The organism is Niastella soli, from assembly GCF_017742245.1.
GTDB classification, from domain to species: Bacteria; Bacteroidota; Bacteroidia; order Chitinophagales; family Chitinophagaceae; genus Niastella; species Niastella soli.
This window is the reverse complement of sequence record NZ_JAGHKO010000001.1, coordinates 2,977,737-2,994,779: the sequence shown is the minus strand read 5'-3', so window position 1 is coordinate 2,994,779 and position 17,043 is coordinate 2,977,737. Positions and strand designations below refer to the sequence as shown.

16 protein-coding genes and 1 tRNA gene are annotated in these 17,043 nt (G+C 41.3%); 4 read left to right on the top strand and 13 right to left on the bottom strand.

The features are described 5' to 3' along the window. Positions 1-547 precede the first annotated feature (547 nt). From J7I42_RS12310 to J7I42_RS12265, 10 genes are all read right to left on the bottom strand, one after another. Positions 548-1,735, bottom strand: a complete 1,188-nt coding sequence (locus J7I42_RS12310) for an exo-beta-N-acetylmuramidase NamZ family protein (protein ID WP_209139083.1) — start codon at positions 1,733-1,735, stop codon at positions 548-550. After that, on the bottom strand, positions 1,728-2,723 hold the full coding sequence (locus J7I42_RS12305) for an AAA family ATPase (protein ID WP_209139082.1): 996 nt from the start codon (positions 2,721-2,723) through the stop codon (positions 1,728-1,730). The genes J7I42_RS12310 and J7I42_RS12305 overlap by 8 nt, the downstream gene beginning before the upstream one ends. Then, positions 2,716-3,348: a nicotinamide riboside transporter PnuC gene (gene pnuC / locus J7I42_RS12300; protein WP_209139081.1), complete on the bottom strand. Its 633-nt coding sequence runs from the start codon at positions 3,346-3,348 to the stop codon at positions 2,716-2,718. The genes J7I42_RS12305 and pnuC overlap by 8 nt, the downstream gene beginning before the upstream one ends. Continuing rightward, entirely contained in the window at positions 3,345-5,333 is a 1,989-nt protein-coding gene (locus J7I42_RS12295; RefSeq protein WP_209139080.1) for a TonB-dependent receptor, read from the bottom strand. The genes pnuC and J7I42_RS12295 overlap by 4 nt, the downstream gene beginning before the upstream one ends. 51 nt (positions 5,334-5,384) lie before the next feature. Continuing rightward, positions 5,385-5,822: a DUF3592 domain-containing protein gene (locus tag J7I42_RS12290; RefSeq protein WP_209139079.1), complete on the bottom strand. Its 438-nt coding sequence runs from the start codon at positions 5,820-5,822 to the stop codon at positions 5,385-5,387. 112 nt (positions 5,823-5,934) lie between these two features. After that, positions 5,935-6,732 carry a helix-turn-helix domain-containing protein gene (locus J7I42_RS12285; protein ID WP_209139078.1) on the bottom strand — a complete coding sequence of 266 codons (798 nt, stop codon included), beginning with the start codon at positions 6,730-6,732 and terminating at the stop codon, positions 5,935-5,937. A 29-nt stretch (positions 6,733-6,761) separates the two neighbouring features. Next, the gene (locus tag J7I42_RS12280) at positions 6,762-7,646 is read right to left on the bottom strand and encodes an oxidoreductase (RefSeq protein WP_209139077.1); all 885 of its coding nucleotides are present in this window, start codon (positions 7,644-7,646) and stop codon (positions 6,762-6,764) included. Positions 7,647-7,740: 94 nt separating this feature from the next. Then, on the bottom strand, positions 7,741-8,490 hold the full coding sequence (locus J7I42_RS12275) for an SDR family oxidoreductase (protein ID WP_209139076.1): 750 nt from the start codon (positions 8,488-8,490) through the stop codon (positions 7,741-7,743). A gap of 71 nt (positions 8,491-8,561) precedes the next feature. Beyond that, positions 8,562-9,149, bottom strand: a complete 588-nt coding sequence (locus J7I42_RS12270; RefSeq protein WP_209139075.1) for a TetR/AcrR family transcriptional regulator — start codon at positions 9,147-9,149, stop codon at positions 8,562-8,564. Between the two features lie 83 nt (positions 9,150-9,232). After that, a complete protein-coding gene (locus J7I42_RS12265; RefSeq protein ID WP_209139074.1) occupies positions 9,233-11,053 on the bottom strand; it encodes a UvrD-helicase domain-containing protein in 1,821 nt (606 codons plus the stop codon). A 175-nt stretch (positions 11,054-11,228) separates the two neighbouring features. Here J7I42_RS12265 and J7I42_RS12260 point away from each other — a divergent pair. Together J7I42_RS12260 and J7I42_RS35565 are read left to right on the top strand one after the other, a co-directional pair. Beyond that, positions 11,229-11,302 (top strand) — tRNA-Met (locus J7I42_RS12260). A gap of 144 nt (positions 11,303-11,446) precedes the next feature. Further along, positions 11,447-12,607 carry an ATP-binding domain-containing protein gene (locus tag J7I42_RS35565; protein WP_209139073.1) on the top strand — a complete coding sequence of 387 codons (1,161 nt, stop codon included), beginning with the start codon at positions 11,447-11,449 and terminating at the stop codon, positions 12,605-12,607. Positions 12,608-13,120: 513 nt separating this feature from the next. Here J7I42_RS35565 and J7I42_RS12250 read toward each other — a convergent pair. From J7I42_RS12250 to J7I42_RS12240, 3 genes are all read right to left on the bottom strand, one after another. Then, entirely contained in the window at positions 13,121-13,501 is a 381-nt protein-coding gene (locus J7I42_RS12250) for a nuclear transport factor 2 family protein (RefSeq protein WP_209139072.1), read from the bottom strand. A gap of 106 nt (positions 13,502-13,607) precedes the next feature. Beyond that, positions 13,608-14,180 (bottom strand): Crp/Fnr family transcriptional regulator, encoded by a 573-nt coding sequence (locus J7I42_RS12245; RefSeq protein ID WP_209139071.1) that lies wholly within the window; start codon positions 14,178-14,180, stop codon positions 13,608-13,610. A gap of 171 nt (positions 14,181-14,351) precedes the next feature. Next, on the bottom strand, positions 14,352-15,074 hold the full coding sequence (locus J7I42_RS12240; RefSeq protein ID WP_209139070.1) for a hypothetical protein: 723 nt from the start codon (positions 15,072-15,074) through the stop codon (positions 14,352-14,354). Between the two features lie 132 nt (positions 15,075-15,206). On the opposite strand from J7I42_RS12240, the gene J7I42_RS12235 reads away from it, so the two are divergent. Continuing rightward, entirely contained in the window at positions 15,207-15,596 is a 390-nt protein-coding gene (locus J7I42_RS12235; protein WP_209139069.1) for a DUF1801 domain-containing protein, read from the top strand. Positions 15,597-15,924: 328 nt separating this feature from the next. Continuing rightward, a complete protein-coding gene (locus J7I42_RS12230; RefSeq protein ID WP_209139068.1) occupies positions 15,925-16,977 on the top strand; it encodes a hypothetical protein in 1,053 nt (350 codons plus the stop codon). The last annotated feature ends 66 nt before the right edge of the window (positions 16,978-17,043 follow it).

The window sequence follows — 17,043 nt, the reverse complement described above, 5'->3', positions numbered from 1 at the left end:
TTACAAAAAATCCCGTTCAGATAAAACCGAACGGGATGCTCATTATACGGGTATTAGAAACGAAAGATTACAATACAATGTCCACTACGCTGGTTGCACCGGCAGTATACGTTTATAACTCAGCGTTATCTAAACGGTTCTGTCATCATACCATAAACATAACCAAGGCATCGGTATGATGCGGGTACAGATTCAGGAAGTAAGCTTATATATTTTGAAAGGATATCAGTTTTGAAAAGAGGGGGCCGATAAAAATAACGCCCCCGTTTTAAATCCAATATCCTTTGAATATCCTGTTCCTGTTATTACAAATTACATTCCAACTATAATGCATTTCTACTCTTTCTTTAAGTAATTCTTGTAAATACCTGTTTCGGCTATCCTAAACGTTATTACTATCGTATAATTACGAACCAATGTATATAATAATAAGCCCAGAGGCAATTGTATTATCTGTTTAAGAATAAATAGTTTGATCACCAGCTACGGGCATAAAACCAATTGAAGCAAAGTCGGTCCCATTTACAGAGCGCAGTATTTCAAATCTTTAAGCGTATATCAAATAAGGTTGCATGCGTAACATCCAATCATTGACAGCAGTATAATTCTTTACAACATGAACAAAGTCAGCCAATGGGATATCAAAAAGAGTGTCAGCATTCGATATGCCCGACAAAAGATCAAGATGCTTTTTTCCTGTTGGATTTACATTGGTAGGATAGACAGCCCATTTAAAATCATTCGGATGCAATTCTTTTATGGTCCTGATAAGCAACCAGCCTGTGCTAACAGGGAAGAAAGAAGAGGGGTCTGCAACATGCAGCATAACGCCATTACAAGGCTGTGTGGCATATTTACCTTCCGCAGGCGTAAATACAATAGGTCGTGCATATACATTGGCTGAAATTGCGGGTAATAGCGTATTCAGCAACCTCGCAGTTTCCTCGGCCAGCAACCTGGGCGCACCGGCTATGCGAAAAGGAGTGGCCGTGCCCCTACCCTCGCTACAATTGGTGGCTTCCAGGAAGCATAAGCCTGGATACAACAATGCCGATTCAAAACCCGGAATTGCAGGTGATAACGGAATAAACGATTGGCTATAGTCAGCATAAAACAGCTTCCTGTTCCAATTGCCGCAGGGAATAACTTCCAGTTTGCAGTTAATGCTTCGCGAGCTATTGAAGTACCGAGCCAACTCCCCTATGGTACAGCTATGTCGTACCGGTACTGACCAACGGCCAATAAAACTGCTGCAATGTTTTTCATCAAGAAACGGACCTTCCGCCAACAAAAAATCCCCGGACAAAGGATTGGGTCTGTCAGCAATAATAAATGGAATAGTAGAGGCAGCGCAGGCTTCCAGGACATGCGACATCGTCCATAAGTAAGTATAAAACCGGCTGCCTACATCTGGAATATCAAACAATACCAGGTCGATATCAGCAAGATCTTCCCGGGAAGGTGCCAGTTTATCGCCATACAAGCTTATAACGGGGAGTCTGGTCAATGTATCAATTGAATTCCCTATGGCATGCCCATCGGCACCGGTAGTATCGAGGCCATGTTCGGGTGAGAATAATTTCACGATATTAAAACCCTGTTGCAATAAAGCTACCCGCGAGGGAACAAACAGGCTGGTGGTAGCTGCATGATTGGTCACCAGGGCAATGCGGCTGCTTTTCCAGTGTGGCTGCAGGGCCAGGAGTATATCAATACCATATTGTATATTATGCATGGATATACTGTAATGTAATTAATTTCTTTATATGTGCTATCGCTAGCTGAAACCGTTCTTCCCAGTTCCCTTTTATTTCTACCAGGTCTATATTGGCTCTCTGTAATTCCTGCCGGTGAAATCCATCGAGCCGGTCACGGTCTTCCTTGCTTAACCTGGTCCCATCCTGAAAATAATCAACATCATTATTCAAATACAGATAAAGCTGCGCTTTATTGGAATGATAAATAGCTGCGGGTACATCAAGCTCTTTTTCAAAACTGAAATGGCAGTAAGATCTTGTGATATGAATATCGGTATCGATAATGATCAATGGGCTGCTGCCATCGGCGGCTTCATCAATCCGTTTTGCATGTTCTTCTGCCACCAGATGAAGATCATTTATACTAAATTCATTTGAATCGGGAATAAGGTCCCGCCCTGCTTCCATTACCTTATTACACTTAAAATAATCGGCCAGCTTCTCTGTGAGGGTTGTTTTACCAGTTGATTCAGTTCCCAGGACTACGACCTTTAACACCAGGTGGCGCCTTACGGCGTCGGGCACAAATTGCCAGTTGTTCAACAGATCATTACGAATGTGCGTGGCCGAAACAGGGACCAGCTTTTTAGGAATATCGAATGGCAGGTGTTGGATCTCCATAAACTCCGCCAGATAATAACCGTATTGTTCGGATGTAACCACCAATGAATAATCTGGAAATAGCTTTTTAAAAAGGGAAGCCCAGATGCGGGAAACGTCTGTAGAAGAAACCGAGGAATTAGGTAATTCAGACTCTTTATAATCCAGCACCCTGACATCCATATTTCGTTGTGCCGGAAATGTTTTTTCAATCCACCCTTTTCTTAACTCGCCCGACACTGTTTCTTTATCACTGGCACATACCAACACACTAAGGAAATCACATTTGCTCAAAGCAAAACTGATCATGGCCTCATGCCCTTTATGAAAAGGTAAAAACTTGCCAAACACAAACCCTTTAACCATTTTTCAATGTTTTATTCCAATGGTACATACCATACGAGGCAAGTCCCAAAAATATGAGGTACTCCAGCGAAAGAAAATAGATCTGCTTTTTATAATACAATATCACACAAACAACATCGCCGGTTATCCATAAAAACCAGTTCTCGATCTTTTTCCTGGCCAATAATACCGTAGCCAGAATACTCAATACCATCACAAAAGAATCTGCGAATGGGTAAGCTGCCGGTGTTTTAAAATAGGCCGGCAATAAGAGATGAATGTGCCGGAACAGGTAACCAAATGCAAGGGTGCCCAACACGGCAGCTATTGCTAATAACAACCTGCCTTTATAGGTAGTGGCAGTTATTTTCTTTTCTACCTTATTTGTCTTCCAATTATACCAGCCATAGATGGTAACAATAAAAAAGTACACCTGTAAAAACATATCGGCATACAGTTGTACCTGAAAAAAAAGGATAAAAAGAAACACCTCGTTGATGATCCCTGTTGGCCAGGTAAGGATGTTTGCCCGGGAAGCGTAGAACACGGAGACCAACCCAAACAGGGTGCCTAAAAGTTCTACATAGCTGATAGGATAATCCTTTATAGAAACAGCCACATTCCCGATATCGAAAAAATGCATCATAAGGTATATTTTATGGAAGCATACATGGTCGTTGGCGCCTGTACAAAATATTTTTTGCTTCCATCATAATCAACATAGCCGTTGTTAAAGTATTTGACGTTGGTGATATTGTCGGCAAAAACAGCCACCTCAAACCTCCGGAAGCTATAGCCAATACGGGTATTTAACAAGGTATACCCTTTTATAGCCGAAGAATTGGCGAAATCGATAAACGATCTACCCTGATATCGTACCGCCATTGCAATGGAAAAATTTTTATACCCGTACACCGCTTCCTGGTTGATGATCAGGGCCGGAGTAAGTACAGGACTAAAGGTTACTTTTTGTTCTTTTATACGGCTATGATTGTAGGAAGAATTGTTGATGAACATAAAATGCTGGTTCAAACGAAAGACAGCGCTTAATTCAACACCTGTTCTGAAACTTTTCTCCACATTATTGGTAAGTGCTAATCCGTTGGGGCCAAACTTTCCATTCAGCACAATCTCATTTTCAAAATTCATGTAATACCAGTTCAGGTTCACATTCCATTTCTTTGACTGGAACCGGAAACCCGCCTCATGGTCTACCACATATTCAGGTGCCGTGGAGGAAATCAATGGATTACCTGTACTATCTGAAAGCAGGTCATCATTGCCAAGAAAGAGGTCATTTCTTGTAGGTTCCCGGCCCGTACGGGCAATACTATAATAGGCAACAAGATCAGGCGTCAATTGCATACTTGCACCCACTTTGGGATTCAGGAAATTCCAGTTCAGTTTATCCAGGTGAACGGTTCCTTTATAATCAAATTCGGTATAACGATATTGAATGTCGGTAAATAAAGAAAGTACGCCAAGATGATACGTCGCCTTTGCAAAAGCACTGGCTTCATTCTTATAGCCGGTATTTGTATACAGTTGTCCCAATGATCTCTCGGTAAAAGTATGTTGGCGGTTGTATAAATTTCCATGAACACCCGTTGTAACATTTAAACCGTTAACCGCAAGATTGTAATTACTATAAAAACCCACCAATTGCGATTGAAAAGCGTAATGATACATTTCAGCTGTTGCAGGCAACCCTAAAAAGTTGTTATTGTCATAATCGTACCCGCCCCTCAGGGTTGAATAATACAATCCTGACTGCAATGAAGAAGAAGGGCTCAACCTCCACGTGTTTAGCAATTGCGTCATCCATTGGGTGAATTTATCCTTCTCGTTTTTATTGGCGTTTGTTTTTCTGTCAAGCGCGATCAACGAATCGGAAACGCCTATCCAGGCCAGTTCATTTTGTTGATGCCCGGCCAGGATATTCAACTTCCAGGTTGTATTATTACCAAACCAACCACCACTCACAAAAGCAGACTGAGAGTTGTTGGCCGAATTGTACTTATAGCCATCGGAATACACCTCAGACACCCGCGCATACAACGCTTTCCCGTTTTTTACCCCACTGTTATATTCACCAAAAGCCCGTACGCTATTGAAGGAACCATATCCAACCCCTAGTGTTGTTTTAGCAGAATCATACAAGTTGGGTGAGAACAATTGCAGGCTGCCCCCATAACTGGCCACACCATTCTTACTGGTGCCTGCACCTCGTTGGATCTGCATTTTGCTGGTGGAGTTCAATAGATCCGGGTAATTGGAGAAATAGGCACCCTGGTCTTCAGGATCATTCAGCGGAACGCCATCTAACGAAATATTGATACGGGTTTGATCAATGCCCCGCATCCTGAAATAGGAATATCCCTGCGAGTGCCCCGCATCAGAATAATTGGTAATGGACGGTAATTGGTTCAGAATAAAAGAAGGTTCCTGACCAACGGATCTTATTTCCAATTCTTTTGAACTGAGATTCTGAAAGGTAACAGGTGTTAACTTATCAGCCTGATAAGGAACAACTACTTCCTGTAAAGTATGAACTGCTGGTATAGAGTCCTGGGCGGTAGCTAAATTTTCAACAAGTATTGCTATACAAACCAGTGCAAGGGATCTCATCATGCGGTATAACCATTTTTTAAGGGTCGAAATCGCATAAAGATAATCAGAAATTTATACCACCCTCAAAAAAGGCTTATCCAGCGTCAGGTGCACTTTTGACCGATAGGGAACAATTGCAGGATGCAGGAATATTACAAGTAGGATCAATAATGGAATGCCGCCATAAATAATAGTGCCGATCCAAATAGACCGGAATGAATCCAGTTTTGCATTACTGGGGTTGCGGGGTAAATATCGAATAGGGACAAGGGTGTTTTCAGGCAATTCTAATTTGCCAGGTCCTTTAAACCAGAAGGTATCTTTTCCAACCATAAAATAGATCATGGAGTAGGGAAAACGTATCTGGTCAAGTGCAGGGCCATAACTTTCAAAGGCAAAAATGCCTGTAGTTTTTTTTGCTTGCAACAACCAAATGATTTTAGACACTACTAACGGAGTTACCAATAACAGAATAATTGCCACAAAGAATTTTGTGCGGGATATTACCATACAAGAAATATTAGCGTAATATTATCCGATATAATAAAGTGTTGGTGGCCATTTATTCAGGTATGAATATACTAACGGCCGCCAACACTTAAAACATAATGTATGGTTAAAATCAGATCTTTGAGGGGGCTACGCCATAGGCATTTTTAAAGGCATAAGAAAAATGCGACAGGTCTTCAAAGCCAACTTCCAAATAAACATCGGAGGGTTTATTCCCCTTTTCCTTGATGAGGTAGTGGGCCTCCTGCAATCTTTTTTGCAATAACCAGTTGCCCGGACTTGTATGAAATACTTTTTCAAAATCGCGTTTAAAGGTAGCCAGGCTGCGGCCTGTAAGATAGGCAAAGCGGGGCAGCCCTACATTGAACTGGTAATGTTGTAACATATATGCTTCCAGGTCTATTTTACCAGGTTCCGTAAAATCAAACAGAATGTCTTTTAATGGGGGTTCGCTACGCAGTAATAACAATACGGCTTCTTTTACTTTCAATGCCAACAGGGAACTGGTTTCTTCCGATGGCAGGTTCTCGTATGGGAGTAATGAATCCATAAAAGGCTTTACCAAGGGATGCGGAGCAATTTTGAAAATAGCATCAGCTGTATGATGTTTGGATGCTGTATATCCATGCTCGATACTCAAATTACGCAGTGTTTCCTGATCGATGATGATGGAAACAGATTTGAATACCCCACCTTCAGGCGGATGTTTCACAAACTTGCCCAGCTGATTTCTTTTTACGAAGCGAATATCACCTTCTTCAAACCGGTGTTCCTGGTTACCATCATTCACGATCAACGTGCCCGCCACATGGTAACTTAACACATGGTCCTGAACAAATTGTTCACCCCCGCGACTCACCTGGTGGTAGCAGGAGTAAACAATTTCAGGTTTTGACGGCTTTTGCGCCATATGAGCTGTTTTTTTATGCTATACAAAGATCAATTTTTTTTACCAAGCAATTCCTTTCCGTATTCTGTTTCCAGGAAATTGATGGATTCATCATGATCTGTAGACACTGAAACCGACAGCCATTTTTCAAACTCGGCTTTTCTGTTCTCATCAGCCTGCTTTAACATACCAGCTGCTTCACTACCCAATATCAGGTGCATGGGTGGCTCGGGATGTTCAACCAGGTTAACCATTACCTGCGCTGCTTTTACCGGATCGCCTACGGGCACAAATTTACCGCTTTGAAAATATTCAGCCCGTGCATTAACAGTTGTTTCATAGCCCTCAATTGCAGGTGCGTATGACATGGAGTCACCGGCCCAGTCTGTGCGGAAACCACCCGGTTCAACCGAAGTGACCTTAATACCCAACGGTGCCACCTCTTTTGATAAGGCTTCAGAAAATCCACTCAAACCAAACTTGGCCGCCTGATAAATAGACACACCCGGATTACCTGAACGGCCACCTACAGAACTAATCTGTAAAATGCGGCCACTTCTTTGTTTACGCATATAGGGCAATACCACGCGGGTAACTTCAATAGGGGCATAGAGATTTGTTTCGAGCTGACTGCGTACCTGTTCATCGGTAAACGCTTCAGCTGCGCCAACAACGCCAAAACCGGCATTATTCACTAACACATCGATACGGTCAAAATGTTTAACGGCCTGTTCAACAGCGGAGGAGATCTCTTTCTTATTTGTTACATCTAACCTGATCGGAAGGATCTGCTGCGGATATTTAATAACCAGGTCATCTAACTGTTTCGGTTGACGGGCGGTAGCTGCTACTTTATCGCCTTTTGCCAATACTGCTTCTGTAAGTGCTCTTCCCAATCCGCGGGAGCTGCCTGTAATAAACCAAACTTTTGTCATGGTGATTAATTTTATTACCACAAAGTTGGTACTTACAGGACTTCTCAGCTTTGTTTAAGAGCTCAAAGGTGGTTTGTTAAAAAGCTCACTCTTTTTAAGCTTCTATCCCATTGAATTGCTTCAAAACAACTTCAGGCGCCTGCTGATAAGCGGCATACACTTCTTTTGTTCTTCCATTTCTTACAGCATACTCATTTTTTAACAGGGCATTATACAGGTCAAGGGCCACTTCATCTGGAGATAATTTATCTGTATCAAAAGCTTTTGCAAGGTCAGTGTCCACAAACGGCGGAAACACTTCAAATACTTTGATATGCGGATTTGAGGCTTCCAATGTCAACCGCAATGCCAGCGCATAGGAATGCAACGCCGCCTTTGTGGCACTATAAGTAGGGATGGCAATAGAGGGCAGATAAGAAACGATAGATTCAATATTGATGATCGCCGCTTCTTTACTGGCTTTCAGGAAAGGCAGAAAACGTTCCGTGAGCCTTACTACAGACAGATAGTTCAACTCCATTTCAAATTTGGCATTTTCATACACTTTACCAGAGTCGCTATCCAGCGGATTAAAGATGCCGGTACCCGCATTGTTCACCAGAATGTCCAGGCCCCCGAATTTGTTTTTCACCTGTTGTACCAGGTTGTTTACATCCGCCTCATTAGTAACATCAGTAACAACGTAGGTTGTATTGGGTAATTTGGCTACAGCTTCCTTTAATACATCTTCCCTTCTGCCGGCCAGAATAATATTGTTGCCTTTTCCTGATAATTTGCTGGCTATAGCAAAGCCAATGCCTGTACCGCCTCCTGTAATAAGGATGGTTTTGTTTTCGATGTTCATAATTGTATGTTTTAAATGATTATCTCTCTTTAATTATACCGATCGGTATATTTATTGTCCAAAAAAAAGGACTACTGGCAATAGTCATTAATTTCCTGTTTTAATGAGTCGACGATCAACTGCATTTGCTTGGGATTTCCCTGTAACCGGGCAATCCACATCCCGCCTTCAATCATGGCGAAGGCTTTAATGGCAAATGCATCTGCGTCTACTGTTTTTTTAAACTCACCGGTTTCTATTCCGGCACGGATTATCTTGGCAAAAATGGCTTGTGTAGCAAGAATGGCCTTATTTACCTTTAGTTTCACAATGGGGTTGGTATCATCGGCTTCGGTCCCAAAGTTCATGATAGGACAGCCATAATTAGTTTCCACCGTTACATTATTAATGTAATAGTTAAAGAGGGCATCCAGTTTTTCGCGGCTGGTGTTTGCGCGTGACATAGCATGGCTCATATCGGCACCTACCCTTTTTACCAGGTAATCAAAAGCTTCCAGACAGATCTCATCCTTACTTTCGAAATTGCCATACACACTACCCTTGGTTAGACTTGTAGCCTCTACAATATCATTAATAGAGGTACCAGCCATTCCCTTCTTATTTATGATGGGCGCCGCTTTTTCCACTATAAAATGTCTTGTACGTTCTGCTTTTGTCATAACACCACAAAAATATACCGATTGGTATAATTAACCAAATATTTTCCTTTCTTTCTTAAAGCCAGGTTGTAACCAATTGATTATTACTCCTCATCAAAGTAGTGATTTAATTTTCTGAGGCGGGAAATGATGGCGCCCTTTGTTCTGCCGAAGTGTGCGGCTATTTTACCAAGGGCTGTGCCATTATCGTAATGGTCTTTTAATTCTTCATCTTGTTCAGTAGTCCAGGGCTTATAAGCATCTTTATTGGTCTCGCGCCGCAAAACATTGTATGCTCTTTCTTTGGGTGGAATAGCGACAGATTTCTTTTTAATAGTCGCAGGTTTCGAAGTTGTTTTCCCAGAAGTATAGCTGGTATAGGCAAGCTCTTTCTCCTTGGGCTTCACTTTAATAATGCGGGCAGAAGCAGGAAAATCTTTTGGTAATAAAGTCTCCGGAATAAACAATTTATTCCTTGTGCGGGTGATAGCTACATACAATAGGTTGATCTCCTCGCTAAGCCGGGCAGCATCGAAAGCGGCGGTCTTGTCGCTTTTATGTTTCTCTTTCAGGTCCTTCAGTTTACTTTCAGACAGGAAATCGTTTACCAGGTGCACTACATCATATTCCATTCCCTTTGCCCGATGAACCGTGGAGAAGATCATTTCAGCTTTACTTCTGTTCTCATCACCCGCGTGTAATTCTTTCAATGATTTAATAATGCTATGCACTTCATTGCCATATTCGCGAACAATTTCAATCATGGTAGACAGCTGGTGATCTTCCGTTTTTTCAACATATTCTTCCAGGTCGTCAATATCTTTCATAGAACCCACCAATTGATCGCGGATGCGATCATGGTTCCCGTTGTATAAATTCAGCACATCGTATAAAGAAGTACCATCATCGCCATAGGTATATGAGTTGATGTTCCCTTCAAAATAGATGTTTTTAACCTTGTTATCGGTAATATAATCGATGGCATTTAGCAACAGACCTAAATTGGTGCGGGCGATAGTGGCTTTTACCACGTCCTTTTTGCCTTCCCCCTTTCCAGCAATAGCAACTGGTTTGCTTTCGAACAAATGATTTTTCCAGGAAAGTACGTCAGTAGCCAGGTTCGCAATTTCCTGAGTGAAGCGGAAGCTGGTCGACAATTGTAAGGTATTGAAATTGGCTTTGTCCAGCGAGTTAACCGCATGCCGCCAGCCGTAGATCTGTTGATGCGTGTCGCCTACAATTACTTTAATCGCTTTTTGCTTCATGAAAACATCGAGCATAGCGCCAGAAGCATCTTGCGCCTCGTCAAAAAGAATGTAGTCGTAAGGCAGGTCAGGGTTCGACAATTGAAATTTCTTCAGATAGAAATCGTGTGTGATCTCAATTTCCCCCCGGTCCATTTTCGCCAGCAACAGCCGGGTGCCGTCTTCAATGAATTTATAATAGGAGCGAACGAATGTTTTGGCATTTTCATCCACGATAGTATCGAGGTAATTGAGGTCCTGCACTTTGGCCTTATCGCTATTGCAGAAGTAAGCAGCAAACTTGCTGATGTGATTAGCGACCACAAACTCAGCATGCTTTTCTTCATTACCGCGAATATCAAGGAGTTTACAGATCTCGCTGTTCTTATATCCCTGAGATTTTACTTTATAATTATACTTGAATACAATATGCTTGTAGGCCAGTGAATGCGCAGTTTCAACCTTTGTATTGTCAAGGCCATACTCCGCGAATTTCCGGGTAGCTTCCAATTTCACGGATTTGTTAAACGCCAGGTACAGGATGCGAGCCTGTTTGGGCCGGGAAGCGGCATATTCAATAATGGTGGTGGTTTTACCAGAACCAGCCACAGCATTGATACGGAGATTACCGCCAGATTTGATGACAGCGGTTTGTTGCTCAGTCAATTTTTGTTTACTCATAGCCACACAGTCTTAAGAAAATAAAAAAGGCTCCTTGCCGAGCCTTTTCCAGGGTGCGAAGATGGGCGTTTTTTAGGGCATGAGCAAGAAATCGGGATTTTCTTAAATAATTGTCCCAGAATTGCTTAATAAAATTTTCCAGGAAACGATTTTTTTCTATTTTTGCACCCCATTTGGCGGGATAGCTCAGGTGGTTAGAGCGTTGGATTCATAACCCAAAGGTCTCGGGTTCAACTCCCGATCCCGCTACAAGAAAAGGTTTCACGAAAGTGGAGCCTTTTTTATTGACATTTAGCGTTGGATTCATATCCGCCGGTAGGCCGACGGACAGGGCTGCGACCGCCTACCGCGGTTTCAACTCCCGATCCCGCTACAAGAAAAGGTTTCACGAAAGTGGAGCCTTTTTTATTGGCATTTAGCGTTGGATTCATATCCGCCAGCTGGCGGACTCGGTTTCAACTCCCCATCCCGCTACAAGAAAAGGTTTCACGAAAGTGGAGCCTTTTTTATTGGCATTTAGCGTTGGATTCATATCCGCCGGTAGGCGGACGGACAGGGCTGCGACCGCCTACCGGCGGTTCAACTCCCGATCCCGCTACAAGAAAAGGCTTCACGAAAGTGGAGCCTTTTTTATTGGCATTAAGTGTTGGAGACCCGGGGCAATTACCTCCGGTTAAACAAACTTTTAGTCCTGCTCTTGAATTAGAATGGCTGGCAACGCATGGTAGAACTGCTATTGCCTTAACCCTTGAGAAGATAGAAAGAACTGATGCGGGTAATGGTATTTTGGCATTAGCCTCCGTTATTAGAAATATGGTAGAGAAAAATCATTTAACTCGTTACCCCAAATTGCCTGCTTCAAACTTGAATAATGTGTGCCTTTATGATCTTGATGAAGAATTATTTAAAAAATATCTTATAAAATTTAAAGAACTTGGGGCCAATGGAACAATAGCCATTGCTAGAAGCAATCGAATGGTAAACGATATTAATGCAGCTGTTCGCAGAGATCTTTTCGGTGCTTTAGGCCTGCCTATTAGAAATGACGACGTATTATTAGTTACTCACAATAACCACGCTGTTGCATTGACTAATGGGGATTTTGTAATTGTTTCAAAAGTTGGTGAAATTGAAATAAAGGCAGGGCTACATTTCCAAAAGATCTACATTAAGGCTTTATTATCGGAAACTGAACATGAAATTCTTATATCACTTGATATCTTATATGGGAGTGAAACAAATTATACAAAAGAACAATCAAAATCATTGATGTTGGATTTCAGTAAAAGGATGAAGCAAAAAAATATCAAGGTAAATTCGGATGAATATAAGAATAAAATGATGACAGATTCTTATCTTAATTGTTTACGGGCAAAATTTGGATATGCTGTTACTTGTCACAAAGCGCAAGGTGGGGAATGGAACGAAGTGTTTCTATTTCTAGAAAAGAGTATGTATGCAATGGATCATGCAGAATTATTTAGATGGTGGTATACTGCTGTTACCAGGGCGCGAAAAAATTTACATTTAACAAACCAATGGTGGATTGGATGAACTAATTAAATACATCCAAAACTTATAATTAATAGTAACCTTGAATATAGGCTTCCGTAGCCAGGAACCAAAGGCTTACTGAAATCCCCTCGCACTTACTTTCTTCAGCCACCTGTTATATAAATTATTACCTATAACAATTCGTCCATCCTGCATAGTAAGCGTTTTTCCTACAATGAAATTTTGCAGGTCGCTCCTGAATTCCCCTTGTACATCATCTAGGAAAATGGGGCATTTATTTGAAAGTTCATATAAAGATCCAATACTCTGAGATCTGACAGTTAAGCCTTCCATAGATAAATGATTTGTAGGTTTAGCCAAATGTAACAAATTTTAGACTCACATATAAACCAATCAACTATTGCGTCTACGCTACATTAAACACAATTAATTCCATAAAGTATTGATTACTCCTCTTTGATTTCACCACACCCAAAAAAGGCTCTCCGATACATCGGAGGGCCGTTTTTATTGGCATTTAGCGTTGAATTCAAATCGCCAGCTGTAAACTTCTTACTGTTCGATGCCGCTCATGATCTTATTAACAATAAGCCATCTGCCATCGATCCGGTGCAATGACAGGAAATCATGATAAAGTATATCATAAGCCCTTACATGCAGTTCTGCAATACCGACAGAGTTCACCACCTTAATATTCAGGATATCTCCTTTGAATGGCTTACCTGAGTTTTTCGGGCTTTGCCGGTTTGCTACTACATCCAGCCATTCATCCAATGATCTACTATATGGCTGTCCTTTTACATCGCCGAATAGTCTGGTACCCGGATGAAAGATCTGTTTCAGCTTATTCAAATCGCCTTCATAACTGCCTTGAAAATAGAATTCTTCCAGTGCCTGCGCAATGGCTCTTTCATCTGCTTGATGAGTTGTCATGTCGATAATATGTTTTAGTGCGACATGAAGGTAGGACGGGTGTGTACGGAAATTGTGTGATGCAAATCACAACTTTTTACAGGATGGCGTAAGTCTGTATCTCCTCTCAGGAGTTATTCAGCCGGTAAAGCGTTTCCCTCGAAACACCCAAATAAGCAGCGATCAATCTTTTGGGCACCATATTAAACAGTTCAGGGAATAAAGTGATCAATTCTTCGTACCGGTATTTCACGTCGTTGTTCATAGTGCTCAGTAATCTTTTCTGCGAAGCAACATATTCACTCGTCATACGGGCACGAAAGTAATGTTCTATCTGGTGAAACTTTTTACAGGCATTTTCCCTGTCTTTGTTCGACAGGCACAACAATTCTGTATCTGTAATACAACCGATATTGATAGTAGCTCTTGTGCCATTATACAAAGCGCTATAATCAGATGCCCAACATCCTGGCATCGCAAACTGCAGCACAAACATTTTTTGATTGTCATTTATATAAAAGGTCTTAATGCAGCCACTAACCACAAAATACTCACAATCTATCCTGTCGCCTTCAGTAATAATGTATGCTCCCTTTTTATAGGACTTAGTGGTGAAGCAATCGAAAAAACCGTCAAACTCATCATCCGATAGTTTAACGGTTTTTGCTACATGTTCTTTAAGTAATTGTTTTGGATCCATATTTTATAACGGTTCTGGCCTGATTGAAGAATTATAATGAAGATTTAAAATTACAATAAAATTGGTGGCTGTTGTACAGATTAAATCATCCTATGTCGAACTCAAAATTTGAAATATAAAACGTGACAAAATGAAAATCGGCGTAATCGATAATCTTCTCACAATTCAGTTCTATTTATTCGTTTCCTTTGCGTTGTTATATTCAACCAGGCATTCATTAAGCGTTTTACCTTTTCTATGAATGCAATCACAAAATTCCAGGCAGGCTTTCGGATTACTATTTCCAGCACATCCATTCGTGCATTCAATCGCAGAATTCCCAGGTCGAATATTATACATAAAGTGGTTTATTACTATTACCGAAGCTACCATCGCAATAACACTCGCAAAAAAAAGCAAGGGAAATTTGTTGCTCAACGCTTTCTTCTCTGCGAAGTGTTCAGCTGGCCTATCCCGCTTAAATGGCAAAATATATTTAATCCGGTCGTAGTCCCAACATAACAGATATAAATTGGCCAACGTCATAAGAGTTACTATACGAGTGCCTTCGAACCGTACAGCATAAGTCAGGACACAAATATTCAGAATAATGGGAAAATACATCAGTGCGCCAAGAAGCGCTGTTCTTGGTATGAGCAACAAAACCGCAATTATCAACTGCGTAATGCCGATAAATGTGTAATAGTATCCAGTACTGTGTAGCGCTTCCAAATAATGTCCCAGTGGATGATTAACCGATAAGCCACTGGCGAACCGTTCTCCCATAACTTTTACAATCCCTGATGGAATGAATCCAAGAGCCAACATAACGCGACAGAATATGGCAAAATAATAAAACCATTTATTTCCTTTTGCGTCATAATATATATGCCTAAGTCTATTTAATATACTCATTAGTTCCACTAATTAAGGGCTAAAGTATCAAAAGATTGTGACTGTTTTCCTGAGAACAATATTTTCTAACTATAAACACCCCCGTCCTGCGAAAAAGGTAGTTTTGTACTAAATTACCTTCTTTTACAAATTATGCCCGCGGAAAAAATAAAATCTCTGGTTCAACTCTATGAGTTGCTTCCTGAACAGGAAAAAATTATTGTCGATGTATTGCGACATATCGTTATCGACACCCTGCCCGCATATTGTAAGGAGAAGATTTCCTACAATGTCCCTTACTTCTATGGCAAAAAGGGAATTTGTATTATCTGGCCCTCTACCATTCCAAGAGGAGGGATCCACGAAGGTGTCCTCTTTGGATTTTGGTATGGCAACAAGCTTAATGACGTTGACAAATATCTAAGTCACGGGACTAATAAACAGATCTTCTATAAAATTTATCGCAATCCAGAGGAGATCAACCAACGAAAAATAGTTCGTCTCCTAAAAGAAGCCATAAAGCTTGATATGCAATGGAAATAATTCGTATCCTTTAGACAACTTTAAAAAAATGACTTATCATATGAAAAAGTGATAAACGCACCCCTACCTGCCGCCAGCGTCCGCTTGCGCCTGATTATTGAATTAATTGCTAGAGAATCTGCTTTACCTTCCCCTTTCCTAAAGGCCACAGGTAGATGAAACTCAGTTTTAACTGTGAAGGGCCTCACAAAAGTGGGGCCCTTCTTTTATGGGAACAGGCGTTGTCCTCATATCTGCTGTCCGGCTGTTTGCAAATCTCAACTCTTCACTATATATTTATCCCGCATCGAACATATTAAAAATAACTTCAACGTTTATCCCTATTCTTATGAGAATTGTCTTTGGTTGGAACACCTTTAAAATTCGTAGTTTTTCTTTAAATGATCTTGGTATAAAAGAAGAACCCGGTATCAGCATCGAAGCCCGTCAAAAGTATTTTCATCTCTTCTGGATCCCCTTTTTTAGCCTGGGCAGAAAGTGGGCAGTTCGTAAAGGCGGGCAACTATACGAATTACCGCAAAGTCTGGAAACACTGGTAAAGACATCATCCGCTACTTCCGCTGTTAAAACGCCATTTTACACCTATGCCGGGCCGTTACTGATTGCTGCCGGAGTGATCTTTTATCAATTAAATGACAGCCTTTCCAATTATAAAGACAAACAGCATGCTATCCAGTCTTTCAACACAGAAAAAGCAGAACTGGAATCCAAATTGCAACACCTGACAACGAAAGATTTTATCAGCGTAAAGCGATTGGGCGACGGCTGGAATGACACTACTATTTATTTAAAAATTGAGGATATTAAAGGTGATCAATTAACTGTTACCCCGGTTGAAATGACTACACCCATACAAGGTTCATACGCCAGGGCCTGGGAAGTGGAAGATGAATACAACCGGTATGCTACCACCTCGCCTTCAGTTAAAATATCCTTTAAACAGCTGCAGAACGCTTACGTGAAAGAATATACCTCTTCAGACCGGGAGGCATTAAAAACGCAGGGTGTCAATCTGCTCAACGATGGCCGGAACTATGTGGCAACTGATGTGGTGCGCCATTTTGGGCCTATTATTTCGAAACGCGGCACCGGTGGTTATGGAGGTCCGAAACTTTTCATCGAGTTGAACAACGAAGGCTGGCCCGCAACAGTTAGTGACATAAAAGAACTGACAGGCAATGGCGACTGGTCTAGCAACATTAACAAGGAAGTGCCGGGAAGGAAGCTGGGGTTGTTTAGTGCCGCCTTTACACTCAGTGCTATCAATTATACGGAAGGAAAACCCTACAAATTATTATTGACACTAAAAGATACTACCGGGCAATTGTATAATTACGAGATGGAGGGTGTTAATCTGGAACATACATTAAAGCAGTTGTAATGCTATAATTATTGTTTTGTTGGTCAAAGCAACCTTTAACCGGTAACTTTGTTATATTCAAAAACG

What these genes read in the sequence shown, in the direction of transcription:
- J7I42_RS12310 (WP_209139083.1), bottom strand. Translation starts at nt 1,735, where the DNA reads ATGCATAATATACAATATGGTATTGATATACTCCTGGCCCTGCAGCCA.
- J7I42_RS12305 (WP_209139082.1), bottom strand. Translation starts at nt 2,723, where the DNA reads ATGGTTAAAGGGTTTGTGTTTGGCAAGTTTTTACCTTTTCATAAAGGG.
- pnuC (WP_209139081.1), bottom strand. Translation starts at nt 3,348, where the DNA reads ATGATGCATTTTTTCGATATCGGGAATGTGGCTGTTTCTATAAAGGAT.
- J7I42_RS12295 (WP_209139080.1), bottom strand. Translation starts at nt 5,333, where the DNA reads ATGATGAGATCCCTTGCACTGGTTTGTATAGCAATACTTGTTGAAAAT.
- J7I42_RS12290 (WP_209139079.1), bottom strand. Translation starts at nt 5,822, where the DNA reads ATGGTAATATCCCGCACAAAATTCTTTGTGGCAATTATTCTGTTATTG.
- J7I42_RS12285 (WP_209139078.1), bottom strand. Translation starts at nt 6,732, where the DNA reads ATGGCGCAAAAGCCGTCAAAACCTGAAATTGTTTACTCCTGCTACCAC.
- J7I42_RS12280 (WP_209139077.1), bottom strand. Translation starts at nt 7,646, where the DNA reads ATGACAAAAGTTTGGTTTATTACAGGCAGCTCCCGCGGATTGGGAAGA.
- J7I42_RS12275 (WP_209139076.1), bottom strand. Translation starts at nt 8,490, where the DNA reads ATGAACATCGAAAACAAAACCATCCTTATTACAGGAGGCGGTACAGGC.
- J7I42_RS12270 (WP_209139075.1), bottom strand. Translation starts at nt 9,149, where the DNA reads ATGACAAAAGCAGAACGTACAAGACATTTTATAGTGGAAAAAGCGGCG.
- J7I42_RS12265 (WP_209139074.1), bottom strand. Translation starts at nt 11,053, where the DNA reads ATGAGTAAACAAAAATTGACTGAGCAACAAACCGCTGTCATCAAATCT.
- J7I42_RS12250 (WP_209139072.1), bottom strand. Translation starts at nt 13,501, where the DNA reads ATGACAACTCATCAAGCAGATGAAAGAGCCATTGCGCAGGCACTGGAA.
- J7I42_RS12245 (WP_209139071.1), bottom strand. Translation starts at nt 14,180, where the DNA reads ATGGATCCAAAACAATTACTTAAAGAACATGTAGCAAAAACCGTTAAA.
- J7I42_RS12240 (WP_209139070.1), bottom strand. Translation starts at nt 15,074, where the DNA reads ATGAGTATATTAAATAGACTTAGGCATATATATTATGACGCAAAAGGA.
- J7I42_RS12235 (WP_209139069.1), top strand. Translation starts at nt 15,207, where the DNA reads ATGCCCGCGGAAAAAATAAAATCTCTGGTTCAACTCTATGAGTTGCTT.
- J7I42_RS12230 (WP_209139068.1), top strand. Translation starts at nt 15,925, where the DNA reads ATGAGAATTGTCTTTGGTTGGAACACCTTTAAAATTCGTAGTTTTTCT.